Source organism: Autumnicola patrickiae, assembly GCF_031846525.1.
Classification (GTDB): domain Bacteria; phylum Bacteroidota; class Bacteroidia; order Flavobacteriales; family Flavobacteriaceae; genus Autumnicola; species Autumnicola patrickiae.
Genome location: NZ_JAVRHM010000006.1, coordinates 117,725 through 142,536, shown reverse-complemented (window position 1 = coordinate 142,536; position 24,812 = coordinate 117,725). Strand labels below are relative to the sequence as shown.

At 38.2% G+C, this 24,812-nt stretch carries 23 protein-coding genes; 17 read left to right on the top strand and 6 right to left on the bottom strand.

What is annotated here, in order from left to right:
* The first annotated feature begins 35 nt into the window (after positions 1-35).
* The 4 genes from RM549_RS07240 to RM549_RS07225 all read left to right on the top strand — a co-directional run bounded on the left by RM549_RS07240 (position 36) and on the right by RM549_RS07225 (position 2,516).
* Entirely contained in the window at positions 36-530 is a 495-nt protein-coding gene (locus RM549_RS07240) for a YqiA/YcfP family alpha/beta fold hydrolase (RefSeq protein ID WP_311683315.1), read from the top strand.
* A gap of 316 nt (positions 531-846) precedes the next feature.
* Positions 847-1,008 carry a hypothetical protein gene (locus tag RM549_RS07235; RefSeq protein ID WP_311683244.1) on the top strand — a complete coding sequence of 54 codons (162 nt, stop codon included), beginning with the start codon at positions 847-849 and terminating at the stop codon, positions 1,006-1,008.
* A gap of 304 nt (positions 1,009-1,312) precedes the next feature.
* Positions 1,313-1,963, top strand: coding sequence for a flavodoxin family protein (locus tag RM549_RS07230; protein WP_311683242.1), 651 nt, complete (start codon positions 1,313-1,315; stop codon positions 1,961-1,963).
* A gap of 37 nt (positions 1,964-2,000) precedes the next feature.
* Positions 2,001-2,516 carry an adenine phosphoribosyltransferase gene (locus RM549_RS07225; protein WP_432264704.1) on the top strand — a complete coding sequence of 172 codons (516 nt, stop codon included), beginning with the start codon at positions 2,001-2,003 and terminating at the stop codon, positions 2,514-2,516.
* A gap of 167 nt (positions 2,517-2,683) precedes the next feature.
* Here RM549_RS07225 and RM549_RS07220 read toward each other — a convergent pair whose 3' ends face one another.
* From RM549_RS07220 to RM549_RS07210, 3 genes are all read right to left on the bottom strand, one after another.
* On the bottom strand, positions 2,684-2,836 hold the full coding sequence (locus tag RM549_RS07220; RefSeq protein ID WP_311683240.1) for an SsrA-binding protein: 153 nt from the start codon (positions 2,834-2,836) through the stop codon (positions 2,684-2,686).
* A 167-nt stretch (positions 2,837-3,003) separates the two neighbouring features.
* Complete coding sequence (locus tag RM549_RS07215; protein ID WP_311683238.1) at positions 3,004-4,956, bottom strand: TonB-dependent receptor plug domain-containing protein; 1,953 nt, start codon at positions 4,954-4,956, stop codon at positions 3,004-3,006.
* The gene (locus RM549_RS07210) at positions 4,956-5,318 is read right to left on the bottom strand and encodes a BlaI/MecI/CopY family transcriptional regulator (RefSeq protein ID WP_311683234.1); all 363 of its coding nucleotides are present in this window, start codon (positions 5,316-5,318) and stop codon (positions 4,956-4,958) included. Before RM549_RS07210 ends, RM549_RS07215 begins: the two co-directional genes overlap by 1 nt.
* A gap of 245 nt (positions 5,319-5,563) precedes the next feature.
* On the opposite strand from RM549_RS07210, the gene RM549_RS07205 reads away from it, so the two are divergent.
* The 12 genes from RM549_RS07205 to RM549_RS07150 all read left to right on the top strand — a co-directional run bounded on the left by RM549_RS07205 (position 5,564) and on the right by RM549_RS07150 (position 19,231).
* The gene (locus RM549_RS07205; RefSeq protein WP_311683231.1) at positions 5,564-6,514 is read left to right on the top strand and encodes a calcium/sodium antiporter; all 951 of its coding nucleotides are present in this window, start codon (positions 5,564-5,566) and stop codon (positions 6,512-6,514) included.
* Positions 6,515-6,636: 122 nt separating this feature from the next.
* Positions 6,637-8,823 (top strand): glutamine synthetase III family protein, encoded by a 2,187-nt coding sequence (locus RM549_RS07200; protein ID WP_311683229.1) that lies wholly within the window; start codon positions 6,637-6,639, stop codon positions 8,821-8,823.
* Positions 8,824-9,392: 569 nt separating this feature from the next.
* Positions 9,393-10,277, top strand: coding sequence for a hypothetical protein (locus RM549_RS07195; RefSeq protein ID WP_311683227.1), 885 nt, complete (start codon positions 9,393-9,395; stop codon positions 10,275-10,277).
* Between the two features lie 65 nt (positions 10,278-10,342).
* Positions 10,343-10,819: a hypothetical protein gene (locus RM549_RS07190; RefSeq protein ID WP_311683225.1), complete on the top strand. Its 477-nt coding sequence runs from the start codon at positions 10,343-10,345 to the stop codon at positions 10,817-10,819.
* A gap of 5 nt (positions 10,820-10,824) precedes the next feature.
* Positions 10,825-11,583: a curli-like amyloid fiber formation chaperone CsgH gene (gene csgH / locus RM549_RS07185; RefSeq protein WP_311683223.1), complete on the top strand. Its 759-nt coding sequence runs from the start codon at positions 10,825-10,827 to the stop codon at positions 11,581-11,583.
* Between the two features lie 14 nt (positions 11,584-11,597).
* Positions 11,598-12,005 (top strand): curli production assembly/transport component CsgF, encoded by a 408-nt coding sequence (locus tag RM549_RS07180; RefSeq protein WP_311683221.1) that lies wholly within the window; start codon positions 11,598-11,600, stop codon positions 12,003-12,005.
* Positions 12,006-12,019: 14 nt separating this feature from the next.
* Positions 12,020-13,411, top strand: a complete 1,392-nt coding sequence (locus RM549_RS07175; protein ID WP_311683219.1) for a CsgG/HfaB family protein — start codon at positions 12,020-12,022, stop codon at positions 13,409-13,411.
* Positions 13,412-13,421: 10 nt separating this feature from the next.
* Positions 13,422-14,918 (top strand): carboxypeptidase regulatory-like domain-containing protein, encoded by a 1,497-nt coding sequence (locus tag RM549_RS07170; protein WP_311683217.1) that lies wholly within the window; start codon positions 13,422-13,424, stop codon positions 14,916-14,918.
* A 124-nt stretch (positions 14,919-15,042) separates the two neighbouring features.
* Positions 15,043-16,221 (top strand): AIR synthase related protein, encoded by a 1,179-nt coding sequence (locus tag RM549_RS07165; protein ID WP_311683215.1) that lies wholly within the window; start codon positions 15,043-15,045, stop codon positions 16,219-16,221.
* Between the two features lie 176 nt (positions 16,222-16,397).
* Positions 16,398-17,474 carry a peptide chain release factor 1 gene (prfA, locus tag RM549_RS07160; protein WP_311683213.1) on the top strand — a complete coding sequence of 359 codons (1,077 nt, stop codon included), beginning with the start codon at positions 16,398-16,400 and terminating at the stop codon, positions 17,472-17,474.
* Positions 17,475-17,617: 143 nt separating this feature from the next.
* Complete coding sequence (gene pyrF / locus RM549_RS07155; protein ID WP_311683210.1) at positions 17,618-18,436, top strand: orotidine-5'-phosphate decarboxylase; 819 nt, start codon at positions 17,618-17,620, stop codon at positions 18,434-18,436.
* Between the two features lie 6 nt (positions 18,437-18,442).
* Positions 18,443-19,231 carry an ABC transporter substrate-binding protein gene (locus tag RM549_RS07150; protein ID WP_311683208.1) on the top strand — a complete coding sequence of 263 codons (789 nt, stop codon included), beginning with the start codon at positions 18,443-18,445 and terminating at the stop codon, positions 19,229-19,231.
* Here the strand turns inward: RM549_RS07150 and RM549_RS07145 are convergent.
* The 3 genes from RM549_RS07145 to purU form a co-directional block, all read right to left on the bottom strand.
* Entirely contained in the window at positions 19,204-19,392 is a 189-nt protein-coding gene (locus RM549_RS07145; RefSeq protein ID WP_311683207.1) for a Lacal_2735 family protein, read from the bottom strand. The two genes, RM549_RS07150 and RM549_RS07145, sit on opposite strands and share 28 nt — an antisense overlap.
* A 136-nt stretch (positions 19,393-19,528) precedes the next feature.
* Positions 19,529-20,233 (bottom strand): DUF4197 domain-containing protein, encoded by a 705-nt coding sequence (locus tag RM549_RS07140; RefSeq protein WP_311683205.1) that lies wholly within the window; start codon positions 20,231-20,233, stop codon positions 19,529-19,531.
* A 103-nt stretch (positions 20,234-20,336) separates the two neighbouring features.
* A complete protein-coding gene (gene purU, locus RM549_RS07135) occupies positions 20,337-21,188 on the bottom strand; it encodes a formyltetrahydrofolate deformylase (protein ID WP_311683203.1) in 852 nt (283 codons plus the stop codon).
* 142 nt (positions 21,189-21,330) lie between these two features.
* Between purU and RM549_RS07130 the strand changes: the two genes are divergently transcribed.
* Positions 21,331-24,762: a methylmalonyl-CoA mutase family protein gene (locus RM549_RS07130; protein WP_311683201.1), complete on the top strand. Its 3,432-nt coding sequence runs from the start codon at positions 21,331-21,333 to the stop codon at positions 24,760-24,762.
* Positions 24,763-24,812: the final 50 nt, after the last annotated feature.

Sequence of the window (24,812 nt, the reverse complement as noted above, 5' to 3'; positions counted from 1 at the left end):
ATCCTTTAACTTCTGAAGAAAAACATTTAAATTATATAAATATACTTTACCTGCACGGGCTTGACAGCAAATTAAGTTCAGAAAAAAGGGAAATCCTGGAAAAATTTGGAACGGTACTGGCTCCCGATCTGGATTATTACCAAAATCCCAATGCCATAGATAGCATCCTTCAAATGTATTCTGAAGTAGAAATTAATGTGGTGATTGGGAGCAGTATGGGCGGTTTTGCAGGATACCATGTTGCAAATGCCATTTTTCGACCTGCGTTGTTATTTAACCCGGCACTTATAAGAAGATCTGTTCCTCAAAATATTCCAAAGGAGAAGGAATCCTACAATAACCTGAAACAAATAATTATTGGTCAGCGGGATGAGGTTGTTAGTCCGCAGGATACCTTAAATTTTCTGGTAGGCGAATTTAATCCTGTAACAGATTTTTACCTTCGGCTCGTGCCCAGGCTGGGTCACCGTATTCCTGTAGAGTTATTTGAAGAGGAGGTAAAATCCTTTTTTAAAAAATTGTGTTACTAAAATTACTTCAGGAGGTCCAGGATTTTAAAAACTGAAGAAAATCGAATGCCAGCTGTTGTTTAGCCTCAGCATGAGTAGGGTCAAGCTGAAGCTCAAGGCTGGCATTCTTAAGTAATGAGGATAGGTCGTATTTTTATATAAATTATTACAAGTAGGTTAGCGATTTATTTTTAGGTGCTTATCAATTCAAGCTTCTTTTCCATTTTTTATGATAGTTTATAAAAGCCTGTTAAAATACCTTTAATCAGTTATTTGAGCCTTTTCCAAATGATTATATTTAGGAGAAACGAATAATAACAGATTAAAAATCATAATTATGAGTAATAAAGATTCAGATAGAAGGGAATTTCAGGACGAAAAGGATACTAATAAGAATCCGGAATGGAAAAATGCCAACCGCGACGAACAGAGAAAAGAAGATGCGAAACGACACGATAAATTTGAAGAAGACAAGAAAAAACAACAGAAGGAAGATTAATTTTCTTCTGAAGTAAACATCAGGGGCTGTCAAAAAATGTCATCTGTATGCTGAATTTTTCAGTAGGTGGATATTTGCCATTTTTGGACAGCCTCTTTTTTATGCCCGATATATTCCTTTCATTCAGAAAATTCTTCAGAAATAAAATGGCTTCAGTCTAAATTCTTAAACTTCCACATCTCTTAAAAATCTGAGAAAATATGCTGGATAAATGACTTTAGCGGTTCCTTTAACCTCTCATTAACGGCTTTTATACTCAAAATCCAATAAATTCAACTCAATAATAATTTTAAAACTTATAATTATGGCACTTAAAGCTTTATTTCTTAATTGCACCCTTAAAAAATCACCTGAAACTTCAAATACTGAGGCATTTATTAAAAATGCTGAAAAGATTTTTACAGAACTTGGTGTAACCTCAGAAATTTTAAGGGTTGTAGACCATAATGTACATTTTGGAGTGACCTCTGATGAAGGAGAAGATGATGCCTGGCCCTCAATTCTTGAAAAAGTGAAAAAAGCAGATATGCTTATCCTGGCAACACCAATCTGGCGTGGGGATCGTGGTTCTGTTGCCAAAATGGTTGCAGAACGTTTTGACGGTATTATGTCTGAGGGTAATGATGAAAATGGCCAATATCCTACCTACAATAAAGTGGCCGGGGTGATGATAGACGGAAATGAAGATGGTGCAAAAAAGGCAATTTCCAGTATGCTTTTTGATCTTTCTGAACATGGATTTAGTATTCCTGTAAATGCATTCTCCTACTATGTAGGCGAAGCTGGTCCGGGGCCTTCCTATATAGAAGCCGAAGGTGATAAACACGAATTCACAAATAATATGCTTCTTTTAATGGCTCATAATATGGTGCACCTGGCAAAAACTCTAAAGGAGAAGCCGTATCCCACTCAGGTAAATAAACTTGCGGAAAGAGCTGAGAAAATGAGCAAGTAAAAATGCAAATAAGGCTTCAGTTTTTTATCTTGCAGCCATGATTAATTTAAGAGAATATATAAGAGAAGTTCAGAATTTCCCAAAGGAAGGGATTTCGTATAAAGATATTACTCCGTTACTTCAGGATCCAAAAGCCATGGAATTTGCGGTAGATTTGTTTATTCAAAAGCTCGACAATCAGCATATTGATGTCGTGGTTGGAATTGAATCCCGCGGATTCTTTTTTGCGGCTTTGCTTGCTCAAAAACTAAATGCGGGTTTTGTTCCGGTAAGAAAAAAGGGCAAACTACCTGCAGAAACTTTAGAGGAAAATTACGATCTGGAATATGGGATTGACATATTGGAAATCCATCAAGATGCCATTTCAAAAGGTCAAAATGTGCTCGTTCACGATGACGTTTTGGCTACCGGAGGAACGGCTCGTGCGGCATGTAATCTTGTTGAAAGGCTGGGAGGTAAGGTAGTGCAGTGCAATTTTCTAATAGAACTGGGTTTCTTAAACGGAAGAAATAAAATTTCTGGTTTTCCCGTAGAGTCGCTTATTCAATATTAGGTTACAGAGCCACACTGAGCTTGACGAAGTGTGAAAATTTACTGATTTGCCAATGTGATGATGGAAATGTTTCTACAGGCTGCTATTCATCTAAAGAAAAAGTAAAGGAGATTTCATGAATTTTAATCATGAGGAGCCAAGAAAGAAATGCGGAACTTACCAAAGAATTAATCCAGAGAATTTTTTGTAACCCAAAGTTTCCAACCGATAATTGCCTTTTGAACATTGCTGGCTTTCTGAAGGTCCAGCTGTTGCCGGGAGTAGCTGGGGAAGATCTTCTTGTTCGCTTTTGCGAGTACTTTGAAAAAAGCTTTCTTCATGGTATAGGATACTTTTCCCAAAGATATTAAATAAAAGGCAGTTTGCGTTAAGCCCACAATGATTACAATCCACTTCAAAAAAAGATCCTGAAACCTGCTTATGGATGAAGTAGATTTCAGGATTAGTTTTAAAAACCATAATGTTATTCCGAAGATTGTCTCTTGCTTTATTCAGAAGGATTATTCTTCCAGTCCTTTTTATTGGAAGAGATAATGATCGATCCATTCTCTTGAAGCCCAACTACCACGACAGGAATTCCCTCTGACTGGTTGAAGCTGGCGCTTGCTTTCTTGCCATTTGCGGTTTCTGCAGTAATAGTAATGCTGGTAATAAGTCCGTCGCTATTTCTTTTAATTCCGGAGAAATTAACGTTGATATCTTTCTTTTGCTTGAGCGCAGTTTTTGTTTTGTTAAGAGCTTCTTTATTATATTTTGCGCTAATATACCAGAGATTACTTTCTCCCGGATGCGGAGTTTCACCCGCATAACCTTTTAGAAAAATTTCTATTACCCCGTCTTTTCCTTTATTACCATATTTTTCGGTTGCCGTTGCTCCTTTTAAAACATTTATGGAGCCAACTTCAGAAGGTTTCAGGTCGTTGTAGTCGTAACTCTCCGGCATCACTTTTCCGTTAATGGTAACTAAAGGTTTTTCCTGTTCTCCATTTTCAGAAGCATTTATATCCCCGGTTTTCTCACCTGTTCCATAAATGTTGTTATTTTGCTGCTTACGCACGCTTATATTTGTTGCTTCGGAAGAAAAATTTTTCTCAGAATCTTTAAGGACCACATTTATAACCCCGTTTTCAGCTTTTTCTCCGTATCCGGAAATTGCATTTTCTCCTTTTACAACTTCCACACGTTCAATAGTTTCGGGATCTATAGAATCCAGGTCGAAATCCTCTTCTTTTATCTCGCCGTTAACGATTATTAGTTTTGTACTGTGATTTACAGTACCGGAAACTTTACTTGCTTCTTCTGCGTTTCCAGAATTATTTTCCAGGGGATTGATGGCTGATCCCGATTTTGCTTTTGTGCTAATTAAAATGACCCCGTCTCTTCCTGAGGAACCATAAAGAGCAGTAGCCTTCGCGCCTTTTAAAACGTCTATCTTTTCAATACTTTTAGGATTTATAGTATCGATAATTGCCTTTTTTGAGGGTACACCATTGAGGACATAAAGCGGTTCTTCTCCATTTTCCTTAATTTCAGATCTATCCAAAATTTTTGTGCGTTTCTCTTCTTTTTGTACAATCTGTGCCTCTGTTTTTACATTGAAGAAAAACATAAAAGCAATTAGTAGTGGAAGTACAAGGCTGATTTTCCACAATTTCGGTTTGTTGTTTTGTTTTTTGTTGAGCATAACGATTCGTTTTTTGATGAATGATTGATAAAAATGATTGGTTAAAGCTGGTTGAAATTCCGGAACCGAAACTTTCACCAGAGCATGCTGGTAAGCTTTTCTGGATCCTGCAAAAGCAACCGTTTCCTGGTCTGCAAGAAATTCCAGGTTTTGTTCTGTGATTATTTTATACCACCAGCTAAAAGGATTAAACCAGAGAATTGCGGTCGTAAGGTGAGACAGGATAACGTCTATTGAATGTAATTGCGTGGCATGTACTTTTTCATGCTGTAAAATGAGCTTCAAATCCTTCTCAGAATATAATGAAGAATTATAAATAATGTATCTGAAAAACGAAAATGGCCCGATATCACGATTGATTTTGATAAATTTAAAGCCTTCAGCTTTTTCAAAATGATGGGTTTTTATCAACTTCAGAATTGAAGATAACCTGAACATAAACTGAAAAAGCATTATGCCAGCACCAGCCAAATAGATTATTCCGGCTAAGTTCCACCAGTTTATCTCAGCTTGCTGTACAACTGGTGTATTCTGAAACATTTCCGGAGAAAATGCAGCATTATTTACAGGTGCCTCAATCACCACTTTTCGCGTAAAGTATATGGCCGGAAGTATAAAAGAAGTAAATATTCCGGCAATTAGAAATTTTCTATTAAGTCTGAAGGAGGTTTCTTTTCTTAAAAGTATTTGATAGGAAAGAAAGAAAATTGCCAGTAATCCTGAGCTTTTTAAAATGTATATGAGGATATCTTCCATTATTTCTCCTTTTTTTCAATGATCTCCAGTATCTCCCGCAATTCTTCTGCGCTGATCTTTTCTTCTTTGGCAAAAAATGAAACCACGCTTTTATAGGAGTTGTCGAAAAATTTCTTTGTGGCAAGGTTCATAAATTGATTGAGATAAGCTTCTTTGGAAAGTACAGGGTAGTATTGGTGGGTATTGCCATAGGCATTATGCGCAACATATCCTTTTTCCTCCAGGTTTCTGACTATGGTAGAAATTGTATTGTAGTGAGGCCTTTGATCCTTAATTTCAGGAATAATTTCCTTTACAAAAGCTTTTTCAAGCTTCCATAAAATCTGCATAATCTCTTCTTCCTTATTGGTTAGTTTTTCCATTACTTGTAATTATTGATCCTTAATTTCATCTGATTTTTCAAATGTAACGAAAAAAATAGTTTAATAACTACAAAAGTAGTTATTCTTTTTTAGAAAAGTTTTGAAGCATTTTTTAGTCATGATTCCCTGTCTCACTTGGTGCTGTATTTATAAGATAGGGAATAATTATTTTTGTTTCTTACTGTACTTAAACAGTTATTTACAAACCTTAAAAGATTCTCTTATCTTCGCAAGAAAAAAAATCCATGAGTATAGTTTTTATCCTGATAGGTCTGGTTCTCTTAGTGGTAGGAGGGGAGTTCCTGGTGCGATCTTCTGTCGCATTATCTTTTAAGCTGAACCTTTCCAAAATGGTTATTGGTTTAACGGTGGTTTCTTTTGCAACTTCAGCGCCCGAATTACTGGTGAGCCTGCAAGCTGCTCTGGATGGCTTTTCAGATATTTCCCTCGGAAATGTTATAGGTTCAAATATTGCAAATATTGGCCTGGTCCTGGGAATAACAGCGATAATTACTCCTCTTGCTATAGACCGTGATTTCTATAGGTTTAATTGGCCTGTTATGATGATTTTTTCCATTGCACTCTACTTTTTTTTAAGCAGCGGGGAGAATATTTCCAGGCTGGAAGGGCTTTGCCTCCTTATCGCACTCGTTATTTATCTTATAGCACTTATAACCCGATCCCGTAAAAAAGCAGCAGCTATAGAAATTGAAGAAGTGGATGAATCTTTAAAAGTCGTTTCCAATTTTAAGATGATTCTCTGGTTAATTATTGGCGGCGTTTCACTTTGGGGAGGTTCAGAACTTTTAGTAGAAGGTGCCGTGGACCTCGCGACCACACTTGGTATAAGCGAACGGGTAATATCTGTCACAATGATTTCTGTTGGAACAAGTATACCAGAACTAGCAGCTTCGGTAATAGCTGCCTTACGAAAAGAAAAAGCACTATCCCTTGGGAATTTAATAGGGTCAAACATCTTCAACATAGCTTCGGTTTTAGGAATAACAGCCTTGATTGAACCTATTAATCTTAAATCTGAGGCAATAATTTCAAATGATATTTTTTGGATGATAGGAGTGGCTTTTATCCTGATACCGCTTGCGTTTTTACCTAAACAATTTCAGCTTGGGAGATATAAAGGTGTTATATTGTTTGTAAGCTATTGTATTTTTGTGAGTCTTGCATTTTTAGGTTAAAAATTAGGGGTCTTACTGAGGAATACTTAATTTTTATTAATTGAAGATAAAATTTTAGGGGGGTTTGAATAAAAATCAATAAATTTGGCGATTGAATTTAGAAATTTTCAAACCAAAATAATATGTCAACCTTAAGATTTGAAGCTTTAAAACAAACATTTAATCGTACTGCGGTTAAAATTGAAGAACCTGGTAGAAGGTCTGCCCTTTTTGGAAGCAATGTCTTCAATTTGAATATTATGAAGCAATATCTTACTAAAGAAGCTAGTAAGAGTGTGACTGATGCAATCAAGGACGGGTCGAAGATCGATCGTTCTGTAGCAGATCATATTGCTTCAGGAATGAAGGAGTGGGCAATAAGTAAGGGTGCTACGCACTACACCCACTGGTTTCAGCCTTTAACAGGAACTACTGCCGAGAAACATGATGCTTTCTTCGAAACTACCGGCGATGGATCTTCAATAGAAAAATTTGGTGGTGGTGCTTTAGTGCAGCAAGAGCCTGATGCTTCAAGTTTTCCAAACGGAGGTATTCGAAATACTTTTGAGGCCCGAGGATATACGGCATGGGATCCAACTTCCCCCGCTTTTATCTGGGGTACTACACTTTGTATTCCAACGGTATTTGTTTCCTATACAGGTGAAGCTTTAGATTATAAAACTCCTTTATTAAGAGCATTACAGGCTGTGGATAACGCAGCGACTTCAGTAGCAAAATATTTCGATAAGAATGTAACTAAAGTAAATGCTACCCTTGGGTGGGAACAGGAGTATTTCCTTATAGATTCTGCTTTGGCTTCTACAAGGCCAGACCTTCAGTTAGCAGGACGAACCTTGCTTGGACATGCTCCGGCTAAAGGTCAGCAGCTTGATGATCATTATTTTGGTTCCATTCCTTCCAGGATTTTAGCTTTCATGATGGATCTGGAAATCGAATGTATGAAGCTTGGAATACCGGTTAAAACACGTCACAACGAAGTAGCTCCAAACCAGTTCGAACTTGCCCCTATATTTGAAGAAGCAAACCTCGCCGTAGATCATAACTCCCTTATTATGGACGTAATGGGCAAAGTTGGGGAGCGTCACAACTTTAAAGTTGTAATGCATGAAAAGCCTTTTGCCGGAATTAACGGAAGTGGTAAACATAATAACTGGTCTTTAAGTACAGATACAGGAACCAACCTTTTGGCGCCGGGAAGTACTCCAATGAAGAACCTTCAGTTCCTTACTTTCTTCATAAATACTATTAAGGCGGTACACGATAACGAAGAATTGCTAAGAGCGGCAATTGCAAGTGCGTCTAATGACCATAGATTAGGTGCTAACGAAGCCCCTCCTGCAATAATTTCTGCATTTATTGGTTCACAGCTTACGGCGGTACTGGATGAACTGGAAAAAGTAACTGACGGGAAATTATCCCCTCAGGAAAAAACTGAACTTAAATTAAATGTTGTAGGTAAAATTCCTGAAATTTTGCTTGATAATACAGACAGGAACAGAACTTCGCCTTTTGCTTTTACAGGGAATAAATTTGAATTTAGAGCTGTAGGATCTTTGGCTAACTGTGCGAATCCAATGACTGTGCTAAACAGTATTATGGCCAAGCAGTTAATAGACTTTAAAACCGAAGTGGATAAGTTGATTAAGAAGGACAAAATGAAGAAGGATGACGCCATCTTCAACGTTCTTAGAGAATACATCAAGCAATCTAAGAAGATCCGTTTTGAAGGAGATGGTTACGGAGAAGCATGGGAAAAAGAAGCAGCTAAGCGTGGTTTAAGTAACAATAAGAAGACTCCCCAAGCGCTTAAAGTTCAGGTTTCCGAAAAGACCATCAAGCTTTATGAAGATCTTAAGGTAATGAACAGGGTGGAGATCGAAGCCCGTCACGAGATCGAACTTGAAGAGTATGCAATGCGCATTCAGATTGAAGGAAGGATACTGGGAGATATTGCCAGGAACCATATTATTCCAACAGCAATCCGTTACCAAAATATTCTTATCAAGAACGTTCGCGGATTAAAGGAAATCTATTCCGGAGACTTTAAAAAGCATGCAACTGAACAGTTGGGTATAATTGAGAGTATTTCTACACATATTGCTGTAATTAACAGTAAGGTGGGAGAAATGATAGAAGCTCGTAAAGTAGCTAACAAAATGGAAGATGCCGAGGAAAAAGCATTTTCTTATTGTGATGATGTACGACCATACTTTGATGAAATCAGGTATCATTGCGATAAACTGGAACTACTGGTGGACGACGAATTGTGGCCATTAACCAAATACAGAGAGTTGTTGTTTACAAGATAGGTCAGGTCAGTAAACATAAATTAATTAAAAAGCCACGGCGCATTTCTGCTACGTGGCTTTTTATATTTAACAAGAAGCTTCAGTGATAAATATTACAATCCTTCTTATAAAAAGGATATTCAAATCCTGTTTTCCTCTCAATCTGCCTCTTAATGGCGTTTCCCGCTTCCGAATTTTGATAAGAAATTTATCGCCCTGTGTAATTTTTTATTCTGTGAAACCTCTGAAAAATAGAATCTTACATTTGTAAAATATAGAGTTTGTAAGATTCTACGTTCAAAAAAATGTAATTTGAGCTAAAGTACGATTAGGAATCTTCATATTTTGCTAATGGTATTACGAAAGCCTTAGTGTTTTAACAATTAATTTTGTTTTACATCGAAAACAATTTTTGACACGAAAGCTTTTGCTTAGTTTAGCCTTGTGATTAGAAACCCACCCTTCTTTATCACCATCCACACCCTAAAGGATGATAGATCAGAAACCCTAAATTCTGTTCGTTTAAAATTACCCCACAATAATTTATTGAAATTGTAATCAATTTAATAACCAATTTAATATTTCAAATTATGAAAAAAGTAGTTTTAAGCGCAGCAGCGCTAATGTGTGGAGCAGTAGTTTTTGCTCAAGACAGTGACAGTTATGTTGATCAGTCTGGTAGCAACCATGCTGCAACAGTAATTCAGGCTGGAGAAGATCATTATTCGCAAGTAGACCAAATGGGCGATAATTCTACTGCTGATGTAAATCAGTCAGGTGAAGATCAAACAGCGTATACTAAGCAAAGCGGCGAAGATCATTACTCTTACATCAAACAGTCTGGTGAAGATTCCGGTTTCTGGTTTTTTACCACCCCAGGAGGAGACAATCATGCTAATGTAGATCAAAGTGGATATGATAACGAGTCTTACGTGGTTCAAGATGGATACCAGAATGAGGCTTATGTAGTGCAGTCTGCTCGCTGGAATGATTCTGATATTGATCAGGACGGAACGAGAAACCAGGCTTGGGTAACTCAATCAGGTAAAGACAATGATTCTTATGTAGACCAAGATAACTCATATAATGATGCTTCAGTAGTACAATCAGGAGACCACAACGAGTCCAGTGTAACTCAAGATGCAGGCTTTCTTGGGGCTGGTTACAACCAGGCTTGGGTAACTCAGAGTGGAATTGATAACAATTCAGAGGTAGACCAATCTGGAATAGGTTCTGCAAACGATGCTTCTGTAGATCAGTCTGGAGATGACAACTATTCAAGTGTTATCCAATATGGTGGATTATTTGGCGAGAATGCTGCATGGGTAACTCAAAGTGGAGATGATAATCATTCATATGTTGATCAGTTCGGTAGTTCTCACGAGGCTGCAGTAATACAATCAGGTGATGATATGCTTAGTGTTGTAAATCAATCTGGATATAACCAAACAACTTTTGTTCAGCAGTCTAACTAATTCAACTCTTTAAAAAAATAGGGGGCAGTCTGCATTGACTGTCCCTTATTTTAAATTTCTATAATATGAAAAATTTTAGTAATTGGATCGTAATTGTTGTTATTTTCTTTTCTCAGTTTTCATTTTCCCAAACAGAAAGGGATTTAGAAATGATGCAGAAAATGTTGGAATTTCAGAAAATAGAATCCGTTAAAACTACTGGAAGTAGTCAGGTTTTTATTGAACAAATTGGGGGTGATAATAATTTGGTTACCCGAATAAGTGCTGAAAGTTCAAATGTAAGCTTCATACAAAATGGTCAGAATAATGATCTTTTACTTGATATAAATTCAGAAACTTATCATGCCATTATAAGTCAATTAGGTAATTCTAATAAAGTTTCTGACGATTCTTATGCTCCTTATGAGAAGATGGGATTGGACCTGACACAAACTGGAAATAATAATGACTTCCAAAGGTACGGATCAAATTCCATAGGAAACAATCTTAAATTTAGTATGACTGGTGAAGATCAAACTGTAATTGTTAGAAATTTTAAATGAGGATAATGTTTTTTTCTAGTAATGCATATCATTTCTGGTTGGCTTTACCGGTATTTCTATTTTGTGGTTTACTTTCTGGTCAAAATTTTAATTCAGAAGTAGAAGCTGTCATAAATACGAATGATAGTAAAAACGATATTCTTGAAATCGTGGGTACAGCAACTAATAAAACAGAAGGTAATTTCAGCCTTCGATATGAATTATCTGTCATTACTTCTAATGATGGCAATAACAATTCTTCAAAAAATTCCCAGTCGGGACGTTTTACTTTAGAGCCATTTGAAACAAAAAATCTTTCTCATGCTTCTGTTTCTGTTGATCCTGATAACAGGACAATTATTCTGCTACTTATTTATGATGAAGATGATAAAGTTATAGGAACAGATAGAAAAGTTTATGACGCTACAGAACAGGAAAAGGTAGAAGAAAAAATGTCTTATGAAAAACCCAATGAAGGAATTGAATTAACGGGAATGGTAACGGAAAAAACCAAAACTAAACCTGGTAAAGATTTCTACGATTTTTTTTATCAGAAATACAATCTCAGTCCGGCTAAAGGAAATAAGATTATTGAAATTGATGAAATGATCAGTTTTGGAAGGACCACAAGAATTATGGTGAAGATAGATGACAGAGTTATCTATCAGTTTTTTGCCAGGCCTAAATTAGACTATTTAAAAGATCAGGCAGATCAGGCTTTAGCACAAGTCAACCGCTATTTTGAGTATTTAAAAAATAGAAATGAAAGCGTAACCCAATACTAACCCAAAATTAACCTATGAAATCTCTACTTATACTATTTTTTATTATTCTGGGAAGTTCTTCCATGGACGCTCAACAACTAGTCTATACTCCTAAGAACCCGGCTTTTGGGGGTAATCCCTATAATTCACAATGGCTGCTGGCATCAGCCCAGGCACAAAATTCATTTAAAGATCCCGATGCCACTTCAGGAAGAGAGCAGCTATCGGAAATGGAGAGGTTTACTCAAAGTCTAAATTCCCAACTATTAGGGCAGGTCTCAAGAAGTGCCTTTACGAGTCAGTTTGGAGAAGAAGGCTTATCACCCGGGACTTACTCTTTTGGTAGTCTCGCGGTAGACATTTATCCATCTAACGAAGGACTCGTTATAAATATACTCGATACAAATACTGGTGAGCAAACCCAAATTGTGATCCCAAATTAAATAACCTACACCTTATGAACTTTTTTAGAATTGCTGGAGTAATCCTACTCACATCAGTTACTCTATCCTGTGGTACTTATTTTAATCAACCGGTGGATGTTACAGAAGCCAGAATTGGCGAAACCTCCAAAGTAACCGAAAGGCTAAGAACTTTACCTCTTCCACAGGAGCCTGTGGTAGTTGGTGTTTACAACTTTAGAGATTTAACGGGGCAATATAAACCTTCAGATGTGGGAAGTACCTTTAGTACTGCAGTCACTCAGGGTGCTACCTCCATATTAATTAAAGCTCTCGAAGATTCGCGTTGGTTCACTCCTATAGAACGTGAGAATATTGGTAATCTTTTAAATGAACGTAATATTATAAGATCTACACGACAGGAATATCAGGCAGGCGGAGATCAAAATCAGCCGCAGGTGCCGCCTTTACTTTATGCGGGAATCTTACTTGAGGGAGGAATTGTTTCTTATGATACCAACATTATCACTGGTGGTATGGGAGCACGTTATTTTGGGGTGGGAAGTAGTACTCAATATAGACAGGATAGAATCACAATATACTTGAGAGCAATTTCTACTTCCAGTGGGAAAATCCTTAAAAATATATATATATCCAAGACCATTCTTTCCCAGGCATTGGATGTAAGCCTTTATAAATATGTAAGTTTTCAACGACTACTTGAGGTAGAAACGGGTTTTACAAGAAACGAACCTGTACAGGTGGCGGTAAAAGAAGCTATAGAAAAGGCTGTAGAAGGGCTTATTGTTGAAGGCTTAAAAGATGATTTGTGGAGTGCACAGGAAGGAGAAGAGGTGTCGGCCCAGTTAATTTCAGATTACGAAGCTGAAAAAGAAGATTCAGACTTAACTGGACTTTATAACAGGAAATTTATCCAAAGAAATTATAATAACTCCTTTGGCTTAGACATGGGTGCTACTATTATGCGGGGAGATTATTCAGGGCAGGAAGCGGGTGCTCATTTAACTTTTGATTACACTACTGGAATATCGAAATCCCTTTTCCTAAATGTAAGTGCAAGTGGATTTGAATTAAAAAACGAGAACGCATTTTCCAGAAAGCTAGTAGGACTTGATCTTAATGGAGGTTATCTTCTCCTCCCAAATGACAAAATTTCTCCGTATCTCTATGGAGGTTCGGGAGTCATAATGGGAGTGGAGGAAGCACCGGAAGATCAGGATAATATTCATTTGAAGTTCCAATATGGAATAGGTGCTGAATATTTATTAAACGATAAGCTGGGGCTGAAGATTTTCGCTCAGCATAACCTGGCATTCGATGATGAAGTAGATTATTTGATTAATGGAAAAAGGAATGATCAGTTTTTCAACTTTGGAATTGGTGTAAATTTTTATTTAGGAAGCTCCAGCCAATCACAAAATAATTAAAACTTAACCTATGAAAAATATAAAACATATACTAGCCGTAATTTCACTGCTTCTGTTTAGTGCTTGTAGTGAAGACACTATAGACGCGCTGGGAAGCGGAACTATTGCGGGTACAGTGGTAACAGAAGGCACTAACGAACCAATACAAAATGTAAGGATTTCAACAAACCCTGCATCCTCCACAGTTTTTACAGATGAGAACGGAATTTTTATTTTAGAAGATATTGCAGAGGGAGACTATTCTGTAGAAGCGAGAAAGGAGGGGTTGCTAACTCAATTTGAGGGAGCTACAGTTCGGCCAAATACTGAAGTAAGTGTTATTTTTGAACTGGAACCGGAATCTGCAAATAATCGCCAGCCAGAGGTGCCGAGACTATTATCCCCGGCAGATAATGCTACAGATGTTGCTATTCCGGTGGAGTTTGTCTGGAGTTCAGGAGATCGCGATGGGGACGAACTCGTGTATGAACTTGAATTAAGAAATGGTGCAAATGATCAGGTTAGAACTTTTTCCAATATAACAGATACCACATATACTGTTACTGATCTTAATCAGGGCTATAAATATTTCTGGCAGGTAAAAGTTTCAGATAGTGTAAATGATCCTGTTTTAAGTCCTGTTTTTGCTTTCCAGACGGCACAGGTGTCTGGCGGAAGATATTTATATGTAAAGCAGATAAATGGTAACAATGTTATCTTTTCCTCCAATGGAGAAGGAAGTGAGATACAACTGACCGCTTCTGATGTTAATAGTTTCAGGCCAAGGCGGAATAATTCATCAAATAAAATAGCTTTTTTGAGAACTGTTGGAGGGCGTACGCAGCTTTTCACTATGAATTCCGATGGATCTAACCAATTTCAGGTTACCTCTAATATTTCTGTAAATGGATACGATATGGAGAAGGTTGGTTTCTCGTGGGCTAACGATGGTGTTTCATTAGTTTTTCCTAATTTCGGGGATCTTTATCAGGTAAGTGCAACAGGGGGAGGAATACAAAGAATTTACCGGACTCCTAATGGCAAATTTATTACAGATGTGGATGTGAGTGAGGATGACAGCACAATTGCTCTGCTTACAAATGATCCTAATGGCTACAATGGCTCTATTTTTACAATTTCTCCTGAAGGTCAGCTTAAACAATCTGTTATTTCTGGTGTTGATGGTGCTTTAGGGAGTATAGATATTGCTGTTGATAATAGTGCGTTGCTCTTTACCAGGGATATTTCTGAATATGAGAACGAAAATAATCGTCAGCTGGATAGTCGTATGTTTATTTACAATTTTTCCAGTGGTGAGATTAAGGATATTAGTTATAACAAGCCTGAAGGGACGAACGATCTTGATCCACGGTTTTCTCCCAATGAAGCTGAAGTCATATTCGTAAATACTTCTAATGATGGTCTTTCACCTTTAGATATCTATACCCAAAGTATAGGTGATGATAGTAATGAGAATGAAAACAGGAACCTGCTCTTCCAAAATGCGAAGATGCCGGACTGGGAATAAGAATTAACCAACCAATTCTTTAAGTGGAAGCGGTAGTCTTTAATGACTATCGCTTTTGCTTTTATAAATCTTTCACTGGGAAGGCTAAACTCCTTATCTTTGAGACTTAAATTCAGTTTTACTCATGAGCCAGGAAGTTAGTAAAAGGTATGCCAGCCGTGGAGTTTCCGCAGGTAAAGAAGATGTTCATAATGCGATCAAAAATGTGGACAAAGGTTTATTTCCAAAAGCATTTTGCAAAATTGTACCCGATTATCTTACTGGAGAGGAGGAATTTTGTCTGTTAATGCATGCCGACGGTGCCGGAACAAAATCTTCCCTTGCTTATATGTACTGGAAGGAAACCGGTGATCTGGGGGTTTGGAAAGGAATTGCTCAGGATGCGCTAATAATGAATATTGATGATCTTTTATGTGTTGGTGCTACAGATAAAATTTTGCTCTCTTCAACCATCGGTAGAAATAAAAACTTTATACCTGGTGAAGTGATTTCCGCTATTATTAATGGAACAGAAGAATTAATTTCTGAATTAAAGAAATTTGAAGTGGAAATTCATTCTACAGGTGGAGAAACGGCCGATGTCGGAGACCTTGTAAGAACGATAATTGTGGATTCTACAGTCACTGCCAGGATGAAACGCAGTGATGTAATTGACAATGCAAATATAAAACCCGGAAATGTAATTGTTGGTTTGTCTTCTTCGGGGCAGGCAACTTATGAGAAGGAATATAACGGCGGAATGGGGAGTAATGGTCTCACATCTGCCAGGCACGACGTCTTTTCCAAAGTGCTTTCAGAAAAATATCCGGAAAGTTTTGATAGCAGCATTCCTGATGATCTGGTATATTCAGGAACAAAATCGCTGACAGATGAAATTGAAGGCGCTCCTCTTGATGCAGGCAGACTGGTGCTTTCTCCTACCAGAACATATGCACCAATTATTAAGAAAATCCTTCAAAAGTTCAGCAATAAAGAAATTTATGGAATGGTTCATTGCAGTGGAGGAGCACAAACAAAGATCCTTCATTTTATAGATAATTTACATATTATAAAAGATAATATGTTTGAGGTGCCACCACTCTTCAAACTTATTCAGCAGGAAAGCAAAACCGACTGGAAAGAAATGTACCAGGTGTTTAACATGGGACACCGTATGGAGCTGTATGTAGATGAGGAAAATGTAGAAGAGATTATCAATATTTCCAGATCTTTTAATGTTGACGCTAAGATCATCGGGAAAGTCGAGGCTTCCGGTTCTAAGAAATTGACGATACAAAGTGAATTTGGAGCCTTCAGTTACTAACTTCATAATAAGATTTTCGCAATAGCGAGGTTTCTTGATCTTTTTCAGGTTTAATCCGATTTTATCTCAAGGTTAACTATCAGGTTTGGAGCAGGTTTCCAATGACCTGTTGATTTCCACCTAATAATTAAATGAATTTATTGTAAATTTGGGCATCCATAAATCAGAGGGGTTATATGATTGAGAAGCTTAACATAGTAAAGCAGCGATTTGATGAAGTAAATGATTTGATCATTCAGCCGGATGTAATTGCCGATCAGAAGCGATATATAGAATTAAACAAGGAATATAAGGATCTAAGAGCATTAATGGATGTGCGTGAAGTTTACATGGAACTAACGCAAAATATCCAGGAATCTGAAGAAATTATTGCAGACGGGAGTGATCCTGAGATGACCGAAATGGCGAAGCTTCAGATGGAAGAGGCTAAGGAACAACTTCCCCTACTGGAAGAAAAAATCAGGATGATGCTTGTTCCAAAAGATCCTGAAGATGCCAAGAATGTGGTCATGGAAATCCGTGCCGGTACAGGAGGTGACGAAGCCAGTATTTTTGCAGGTGATCTTTACAGGATGTATACCAAATACGTAGAAAGTAAAGGCTGGAAGCACAATATTGTGGATTTTAGCGAGGGCACCAGTGGTGGTTTTAAAGAAATGATTTTTGAAGTTTCCGGAGAGGATGTCTACGGAACTTTAAAATTTGAAGCTGGAGTCCACCGTGTACAGCGTGTTCCCCAAACGGAAACGCAGGGGAGGGTGCATACTTCTGCAGCAACAGTTATGGTATTGCCTGAAGCTGAAGAATTCGACGTGGAGATTGATCCAAAGGAAGTCCGCGTAGATTATTTCTGTTCTTCAGGTCCCGGCGGTCAGTCTGTAAACACAACTTATTCTGCTGTAAGGTTAACCCACGAACCAACCGGACTTGTGGCACAGTGCCAGGATCAAAAATCCCAGCATAAAAACAAGGAGAAAGCATTTAGGGTTTTGCGTTCACGACTTTATGAAATGGAGCTGGCGAAGAAGATGGAAGCAGATGCAGCCAAGAGAAATTCGATGGTTTCCAGTGGTGACCGTAGTGCAAAAATTCGGACTTACAATTACTCCCAGGGAAGGGTTACAGATCACAGGATCAATTTAACTTTATACGATCTTTCCAACATAATCAATGGTGATATTCAGAAGATACTTGATGAACTTCAGCTGGTAGAGAATACTGAGAAGCTTAAAGAGAATTCAGATATTTTTTAATCCGTGAAGGGTGAAAAGTGAAAAGTTGAGAAAAAAGAAAGCTTTAATATGGAAAAAAATTGCGAGCCTTTGGCGAGCAATCGAACTGATAACTGATAACTGATAACTGATAACTGATAACTGATAACTGATAACTGATAACTATGTCAATTCAAGAGCTGATAAATCAAATCCATAAGAAAAAATCCTTTTTATGTATCGGCTTAGATGTAGACCTGGAGAAGATTCCATCTTATCTGCTTTCTGAGGAAGATCCTATATTTGCCTTTAATAAAGCAATTATTGATGCCACCCACAAATTTGCTGTGGCATATAAACCAAACACAGCTTTTTATGAAGCCTGCGGAATAGAAGGCTGGAAAGCCCTGCAGAAAACCGTAGATTATCTGCACGACAATTATCCTGAGATTTACACCATAGCCGATGCCAAGCGCGGTGATATTGGCAATACTTCCAGGATGTATGCTAAAACTTTCCTCCTCGATATGGGGTTTGATTCGGTTACAGTGGCGCCGTATATGGGTAAAGATTCGGTAGAGCCTTTTCTCGAATTTCAGAACAGGCATACCATTTTACTGGCGTTAACTTCAAATGAAGGTGCTTTCGATTTTCAGACTAAAAAAATTAACGATCTTGAATTGTACAAGGAGGTAATAAAAACTTCCAGAACCTGGAAAAATTCGGAAAATCTGATGTACGTAGTTGGTGCAACTAAAGCTGAGTATTTGCAGGAGATCAGAAAAATTGTGCCTGATAGTTTTTTGCTGGTGCCGGGAGTTGGCGCACAGGGCGGAAAGCTGGAGGAGGTTTGTAAATACGGAATGAATAAAGATGTAGGTCTTCTGGTTAATTCTGCACGAAAAATAATATACGCTGCAGATTCTCCTAATTTTGCTAAAGTTGCCGGTGCCAAGGCAGAAGTTCTTCAGCAACAAATGGCAGAGGAGCTAAGGCAACTGTAATCTGCTATGGAATTTAGAGATCAGCTCCAACGTAAGATTACAATTTCAGAAAATCCAAAACGAATCATTTCTTTAGTACCAAGTCAGACGGAACTGCTTTTCGATCTTGGGCTGGAAGACAATATTGCCGGTATAACAAAATTTTGTGTCTATCCTGAAGGTTTGCGGACAAGAAAGAAAATCGTAGGAGGAACAAAATCCGTTCATATAGAAAAAGTTAAAGCGCTGCAGCCAGATCTTATTCTCTGTAATAAAGAAGAAAACACTAGAGAAATGATGTTAGAGCTGGAAAAGATAGCTCCCGTACATGTTTCAGATATTTATTGCCTCGAGGATGCTTTTAAATTAATGCGCCAGTATGGAAAGATTTTTCAAAAAGAAGCCCGGGTTGAATCCATGATTGCAGAAGTACGTGAAAAAAAGAAAAAGCTTGAGGCTAAAACTAAAGGTAAGAGAATAAAAAAAGTTGGTTACTTTATCTGGAAAGATCCATTAATGGTGGCTGGAAAAGAAACATTTATTAATGAATTGTTGGAGTTAAACCGCTTTGATAATGTTTTTTCCGGTAGATATCCCGAAACCACTCTTGAGGAGTTGCAAAATCTGGAATTGGATCTTATTCTTTTATCTTCAGAACCTTATCCTTTTAAAGAAAAGCACAAGGAGATTTTTAAAGATATAGATGCAGAAATAGAATTAGTAGACGGAGAATTCTTCAGCTGGTATGGCAGCCGACTTATACAAGCGATGGATTATTTTTTAAATCTTCAGGACCAGGCGTCTGTTTCCCTGTAATTTAATCTTCGTAATTCCCACAGGATTTTCTTTGCCCTGGAATTAAGTTTATCGCTTTTTTCTTTGTCATAGAGTGCGGACTTGTATGCTTTATACATAAGTTCCTTATATTTTTCACAAAGCCGCTCCTCCCGCTTCTTTTTTGTAAAAATTCTAAACATAATTTTCCTTATTCACTTTACAAAGGTAAGTAGCGGGTGGCTTAAGTTTTATTAATCTCTAGTTAACCTTGTGGTAAAAAGCAGCGGGATAATTGAAGTTTTGTTAATTTTCGCAAAAAAAATTAAGCATCTGCAGCTAATCCTGTAAAGCAAAAACTTTTTGTAGTAAGGCTGTGGTTCGGGAAGCTGCTTTTTCACGTATTTGTTTTTCTTCTACTGCAATCATCGTATACACGCCTTTTAACGCCTCCTGTGTTACATAATCCGGAAGGTCGGGATTTACATTGGTAGTGAGTGGGAGACTATTATATCTCTGGATAAGGTTACTCCATACCTGGTTGGCTCCTACTTTATCCAGAGAATTTTCTATAACAGGATTAAATTTTGAATATAATGCAGTTTCTGTTTTGCTATTTAGATATTGAGTGGCAGCATTATCAGCACCTAACAAAATATTCCGGGCGTCTGTAAAAGTGATTTCCTGTACCGCATTTACAAATATAGGTGTAGCCTCTTTTACTGCATCTTCTGCGGCCCTGTTGAGAACTCTAAGGCCTTCATCCGCCAGGGAACTCAGCCCTACATCCCGTAAGGTTTTATCTACTTTTTGTAATTCCGGGGGTAAGGTTATCCTAACAAGTTCATTTTTAAAAAAACCGTCCTCCTGGGTAAGCTTGGTAACTTGTTTGTCTATTCCCATATCCAGAGCCTGCCTTAGACCTGCCGCTATATCGTTATTACTTACTCCGTATCCTCCTTGCGGTAACTGGCTTGCAATATCCTGCAATTCTGCACAGGATGTAAAAATAAATAGTAGGCACAAAGAATAGTACTTTTTCATGATGTTCTTTTTTTCAAAGATAGGATAAAATAAAAGCTTTGCAGGCTGAAAGGTCTTCAGCAGGTAATTAGCTTCAATTTATTAATCCAGTTTTACTGAAAGATCAGATAAAAATGATGGTCTTGTTGTTATAAACAAGTGTTTTCCGGGAAATGTGCAGCTTAATTCCGCGGGCCAGAACTATTTTCTCCAGGTCCCTTCCTTTTAAAATCAGGTCTTTAATGGAGTGGCTGTGGGAAATCCGGGAAATATCCTGTTCTATAATTGGTCCTGCATCCAGTTCTTCGGTAACATAATGACTTGTGGCACCTATAATTTTTACTCCGCGTTTATAGGCCATATGGTACGGCTTTGCTCCGGCAAAAGCTGGTAAAAAGGAGTGGTGTATATTTATGATCCTGTTTGGAAAAGCTCTGATTAAATTAGGTGGAATAATTTGCATATAACGCGCCAGGACTATTAAGTCGATCTTTTCCTTCTGAAGTAATTCCAGATGGCGTGCTTCAGCTTCTTCTTTTTTACCCTTAAGTACCGGAACAGGGTAAAAAGGAATATCAAAACTTTCTGCTATGGGCTTTAAATCTTCATGATTGCTTATAATCATTGGGATAGTGACATCAAGCTCGCCAGATTTATATCTTCCAAGAATGTCGTAAAGACAATGATCATACTTAGAGACGAAAATTGCCATTTTTAGGGGTGCGCCTGCAGTATACATCTGCCACGTCATCTGGTAACGTTCTCCTATTTTATTCCTAAACTGCTCTTTTATCACTCCAATTTCCGTTTTTTCAGCAAATTCGCTCTCCAGTCGCATAAAAAAGATCTTGTTTTCAACATCTACATATTGGTCAATGTAGATTATATTACCTTTATGATCATAAATAAAAGAAGTGACACTGGCGATAATCCCCGAGGCATCGGGACAGTGTATAAGAAGCGTAATTTTGCTCATAAAATGCTGTTTTCAGGCTAAAATTAGGCATTTTAAGGGGTTTTGACTTCTACTGAATTTAGTATTATTGAATTAATAAAGAGGTGTCGTGAAAATTACAATTTTCGTAAATTGCAGCATCAAAAAATTGATATTATTGATAATGGAACAACAGAAACCATATACTCCCGAGAATAAGATACGAATGGTGACCGCCGCTTCACTTTTTGACGGTCACGATGCTGCAATTAATATTATGCGCAGGATCATCCAGTCCACCGGTGTGGAGGTGATCCATTTGGGTCATGATCGCAGTGTGGAAGAGGTAGTGAATTGTGCAATTCAGGAAGACGCGCATGCTATTGCAATGACTTCCTATCAGGGCGGGCATAACGAGTATTTTAAATACATGCACGATCTTCTAAAGGAAAAAGGCGCTGGCCATATCAAGATTTTTGGTGGTGGTGGCGGAGTTATTCTTCCGGAAGAAATCAAAGAATTGATGGACTACGGAATTAACCGTATTTACGCTCCAGATGATGGCCGGGAAATGGGACTGCAGGGAATGATCAACGATATGGTGAAGCGTGTAGATGAGCCTACACCTCCGCTTCAGAAGAAAGATGGTGTAGGAGCAGCACTGAAGGAGAAGGATGTAAACACCATAGCCAGACTTATATCTTTAGCTGAAAATAATCATGAGGAGTTTGAAAAGAGTTTTTCTGAAGTAGAAAAATCAGGAAAGAATATTCCTGTTCTTGGTATTACCGGTACTGGGGGTTCTGGAAAATCCAGTCTTGTTGATGAGTTGGTAAGACGTTTTCTAGCCGATTTTCCTGAAAAAAATATCGGTATCGTTTCTGTAGATCCTTCCAAGAAAAAAACCGGCGGCGCATTGCTTGGAGATCGAATTCGAATGAATTCCATTAATAGTCCGCGGGTTTATATGCGTTCCCTCGCCACCAGGCAATCCAATCTTGCGTTGTCTAAACATGTTGCTGAAGCTGTAGAAGTTCTTAAAGTTGCTGAGTACGATCTTATTATCCTGGAAACTTCAGGAATTGGACAGTCAGATACAGAAATTCTGGACCATTCAGATGTTTCCTTGTATGTGATGACCCCAGAATTTGGAGCGGCAACCCAGCTTGAGAAAATCGACATGCTGGATTTTGCTGATCTGGTTTCTATCAATAAATTCGATAAACGTGGAGCTCAGGATGCTCTGCGTGATGTGAAAAAGCAATACCAGAGAAATCATGCTTTATGGCATGAGGATGCTGAGAAATTGCCAGTTTTCGGCACTATTGCTTCCCAGTTCAACGACCCCGGCATGAATACGCTTTATAAGCATATCATGGACAAGATAGATGAGAAAACGAATTCAGAATTAAATTCTACTTTTGAGATCTCACGGGAGATGAGCGAGAAAATCTTTGTAATTCCGCCGAAAAGAACACGTTACCTGTCAGAAATTGCCGAAAACAACCGGAGTTATGACGAAAAAGCCAAATCTCAATCAGAAGTAGCTCAAAAGCTCTACGGAATATATAAAACTATTGAATCTGTCACTAATGTAAAGCTTGATCTCACCAAATTTGGTGTGGATGAAGAGGCTTTGGAAGAAGCAACTTCAGAAGAAAATAAAGAATTTACAGGTTTGCTAAAAAAGGAATTTGATCGTGTAAAGATGGATCTTGATCCTTATAATTGGGAAATTATCCTCGGCTGGGACGAAAAAGTGAATAAATACAAGCAGCCGGTCTATTCCTTCAAAGTGCGGGATAAAGAAATTAAAATCGACACACATTCAGAATCGCTTTCCCATACGCAGATCCCCAAGGTTGCACTTCCAAAATATAAAGCATGGGGCGATATTTTAAAATGGTGCCTTCAGGAAAATGTTCCGGGTGAATTTCCTTATACCGCCGGGCTGTATCCGTTTAAGAGACAGGGGGAAGATCCTACGCGAATGTTTGCCGGAGAAGGTGGGCCGGAGCGTACTAACAGGAGGTTTCATTATGTGAGTTTAGGTTTGCCGGCAAAACGGCTTTCCACGGCATTCGATTCTGTAACACTGTACGGAAATGATCCCGATCACCGCCCTGATATTTATGGAAAAATTGGTAACGCCGGAGTTTCAATCTGCTGTCTTGATGATGCAAAAAAACTGTATTCAGGTTTTGATCTTGCAGATCCGATGACTTCAGTAAGTATGACGATCAATGGCCCTGCACCAATGCTGCTCGGCTTTTTTATGAATGCAGCAATCGATCAGCAATGCGAAAAATACATAAAAGAAAATAATCTTGAAGATAAAGTTGAAGCGAAACTGAAGGAGCTTTATGACGACAACGGAATTGATCGCCCATCTTATAAAGGTGATTTGCCGGAAGGAAATAACGGCCTCGGATTGATGCTGCTGGGCTTAACCGGAAACCAGATTTTAGATGCTGAAGTTTACGAAGACATTCGTCAGAAAACGCTGAGTTCTGTAAGAGGAACTGTGCAGGCAGATATCCTGAAGGAGGACCAGGCGCAAAATACCTGTATTTTCTCTACGGAATTCGCTTTAAGATTAATGGGCGATGTTCAGCAGTACTTTATTGAAGAAAAAGTCTGGAATTTTTATTCGGTTTCTATTTCAGGTTATCATATTGCTGAAGCGGGTGCAAATCCTATTACGCAACTAGCTTTTACCCTTGCTAACGGATTCACGTATGTAGAATACTACCTGAGCCGGGGAATGGACATTAACAAATTTGGTCCTAATCTTTCCTTCTTTTTCTCCAACGGAGTAGATCCCGAATATGCAGTTATTGGTCGTGTAGCCAGGAAAATCTGGTCGAAAGCTTTAAAGTATAAATACGGAGCTAATCCGCGTGCGCAGATGCTAAAATACCATATCCAAACTTCCGGGCGTTCGCTTCATGCACAGGAAATTGACTTTAATGATATCAGGACGACGTTGCAGGCGCTCTATGCTATTTACGACAACTGCAACTCCCTGCACACAAATGCTTATGACGAAGCAATTACAACGCCTACAGAAGCTTCAGTAAGAAGGGCAATGGCAATTCAGCTTATTATCAATAAAGAGCTTGGTTTAACCAAGAATGAGAATCCAATTCAGGGTTCGTTTATTATCGAAGAGCTCACAGATCTTGTTGAAGAAGCAGTGCTTCTGGAATTCGACAGGATTACCGAAAGGGGAGGAGTTCTGGGAGCGATGGAAACCATGTACCAACGCGGAAAGATTCAGGAGGAAAGTCTGTACTATGAAACTTTGAAGCACAACGGAGATTTCCCGATTATCGGTGTAAATACTTTCCTTAGTTCTACAGGATCACCTACCGTGACTCTAGGGGAAGTCATAAGGGCTACAGAAGAAGAAAAACAACATCAAATAAAAACTCTTACCACCTTGCATAAAGCAAAAGGAAACAAGGCAGATGATGTGCTGGATAAATTGAAGGACGCCGCGGTTAACAATGAAAATCTTTTTGAAATTTTAATGGAAGCCACTAAAGTCTGTTCTCTTGGCCAAATTACCACTGCCTTATTTGAAGTAGGGGGGCAGTATAGAAGGAATATGTAATTATAAATGAAGTCTCCCCTATAAAAATGGGGGAGCCCGATTTAATCAAA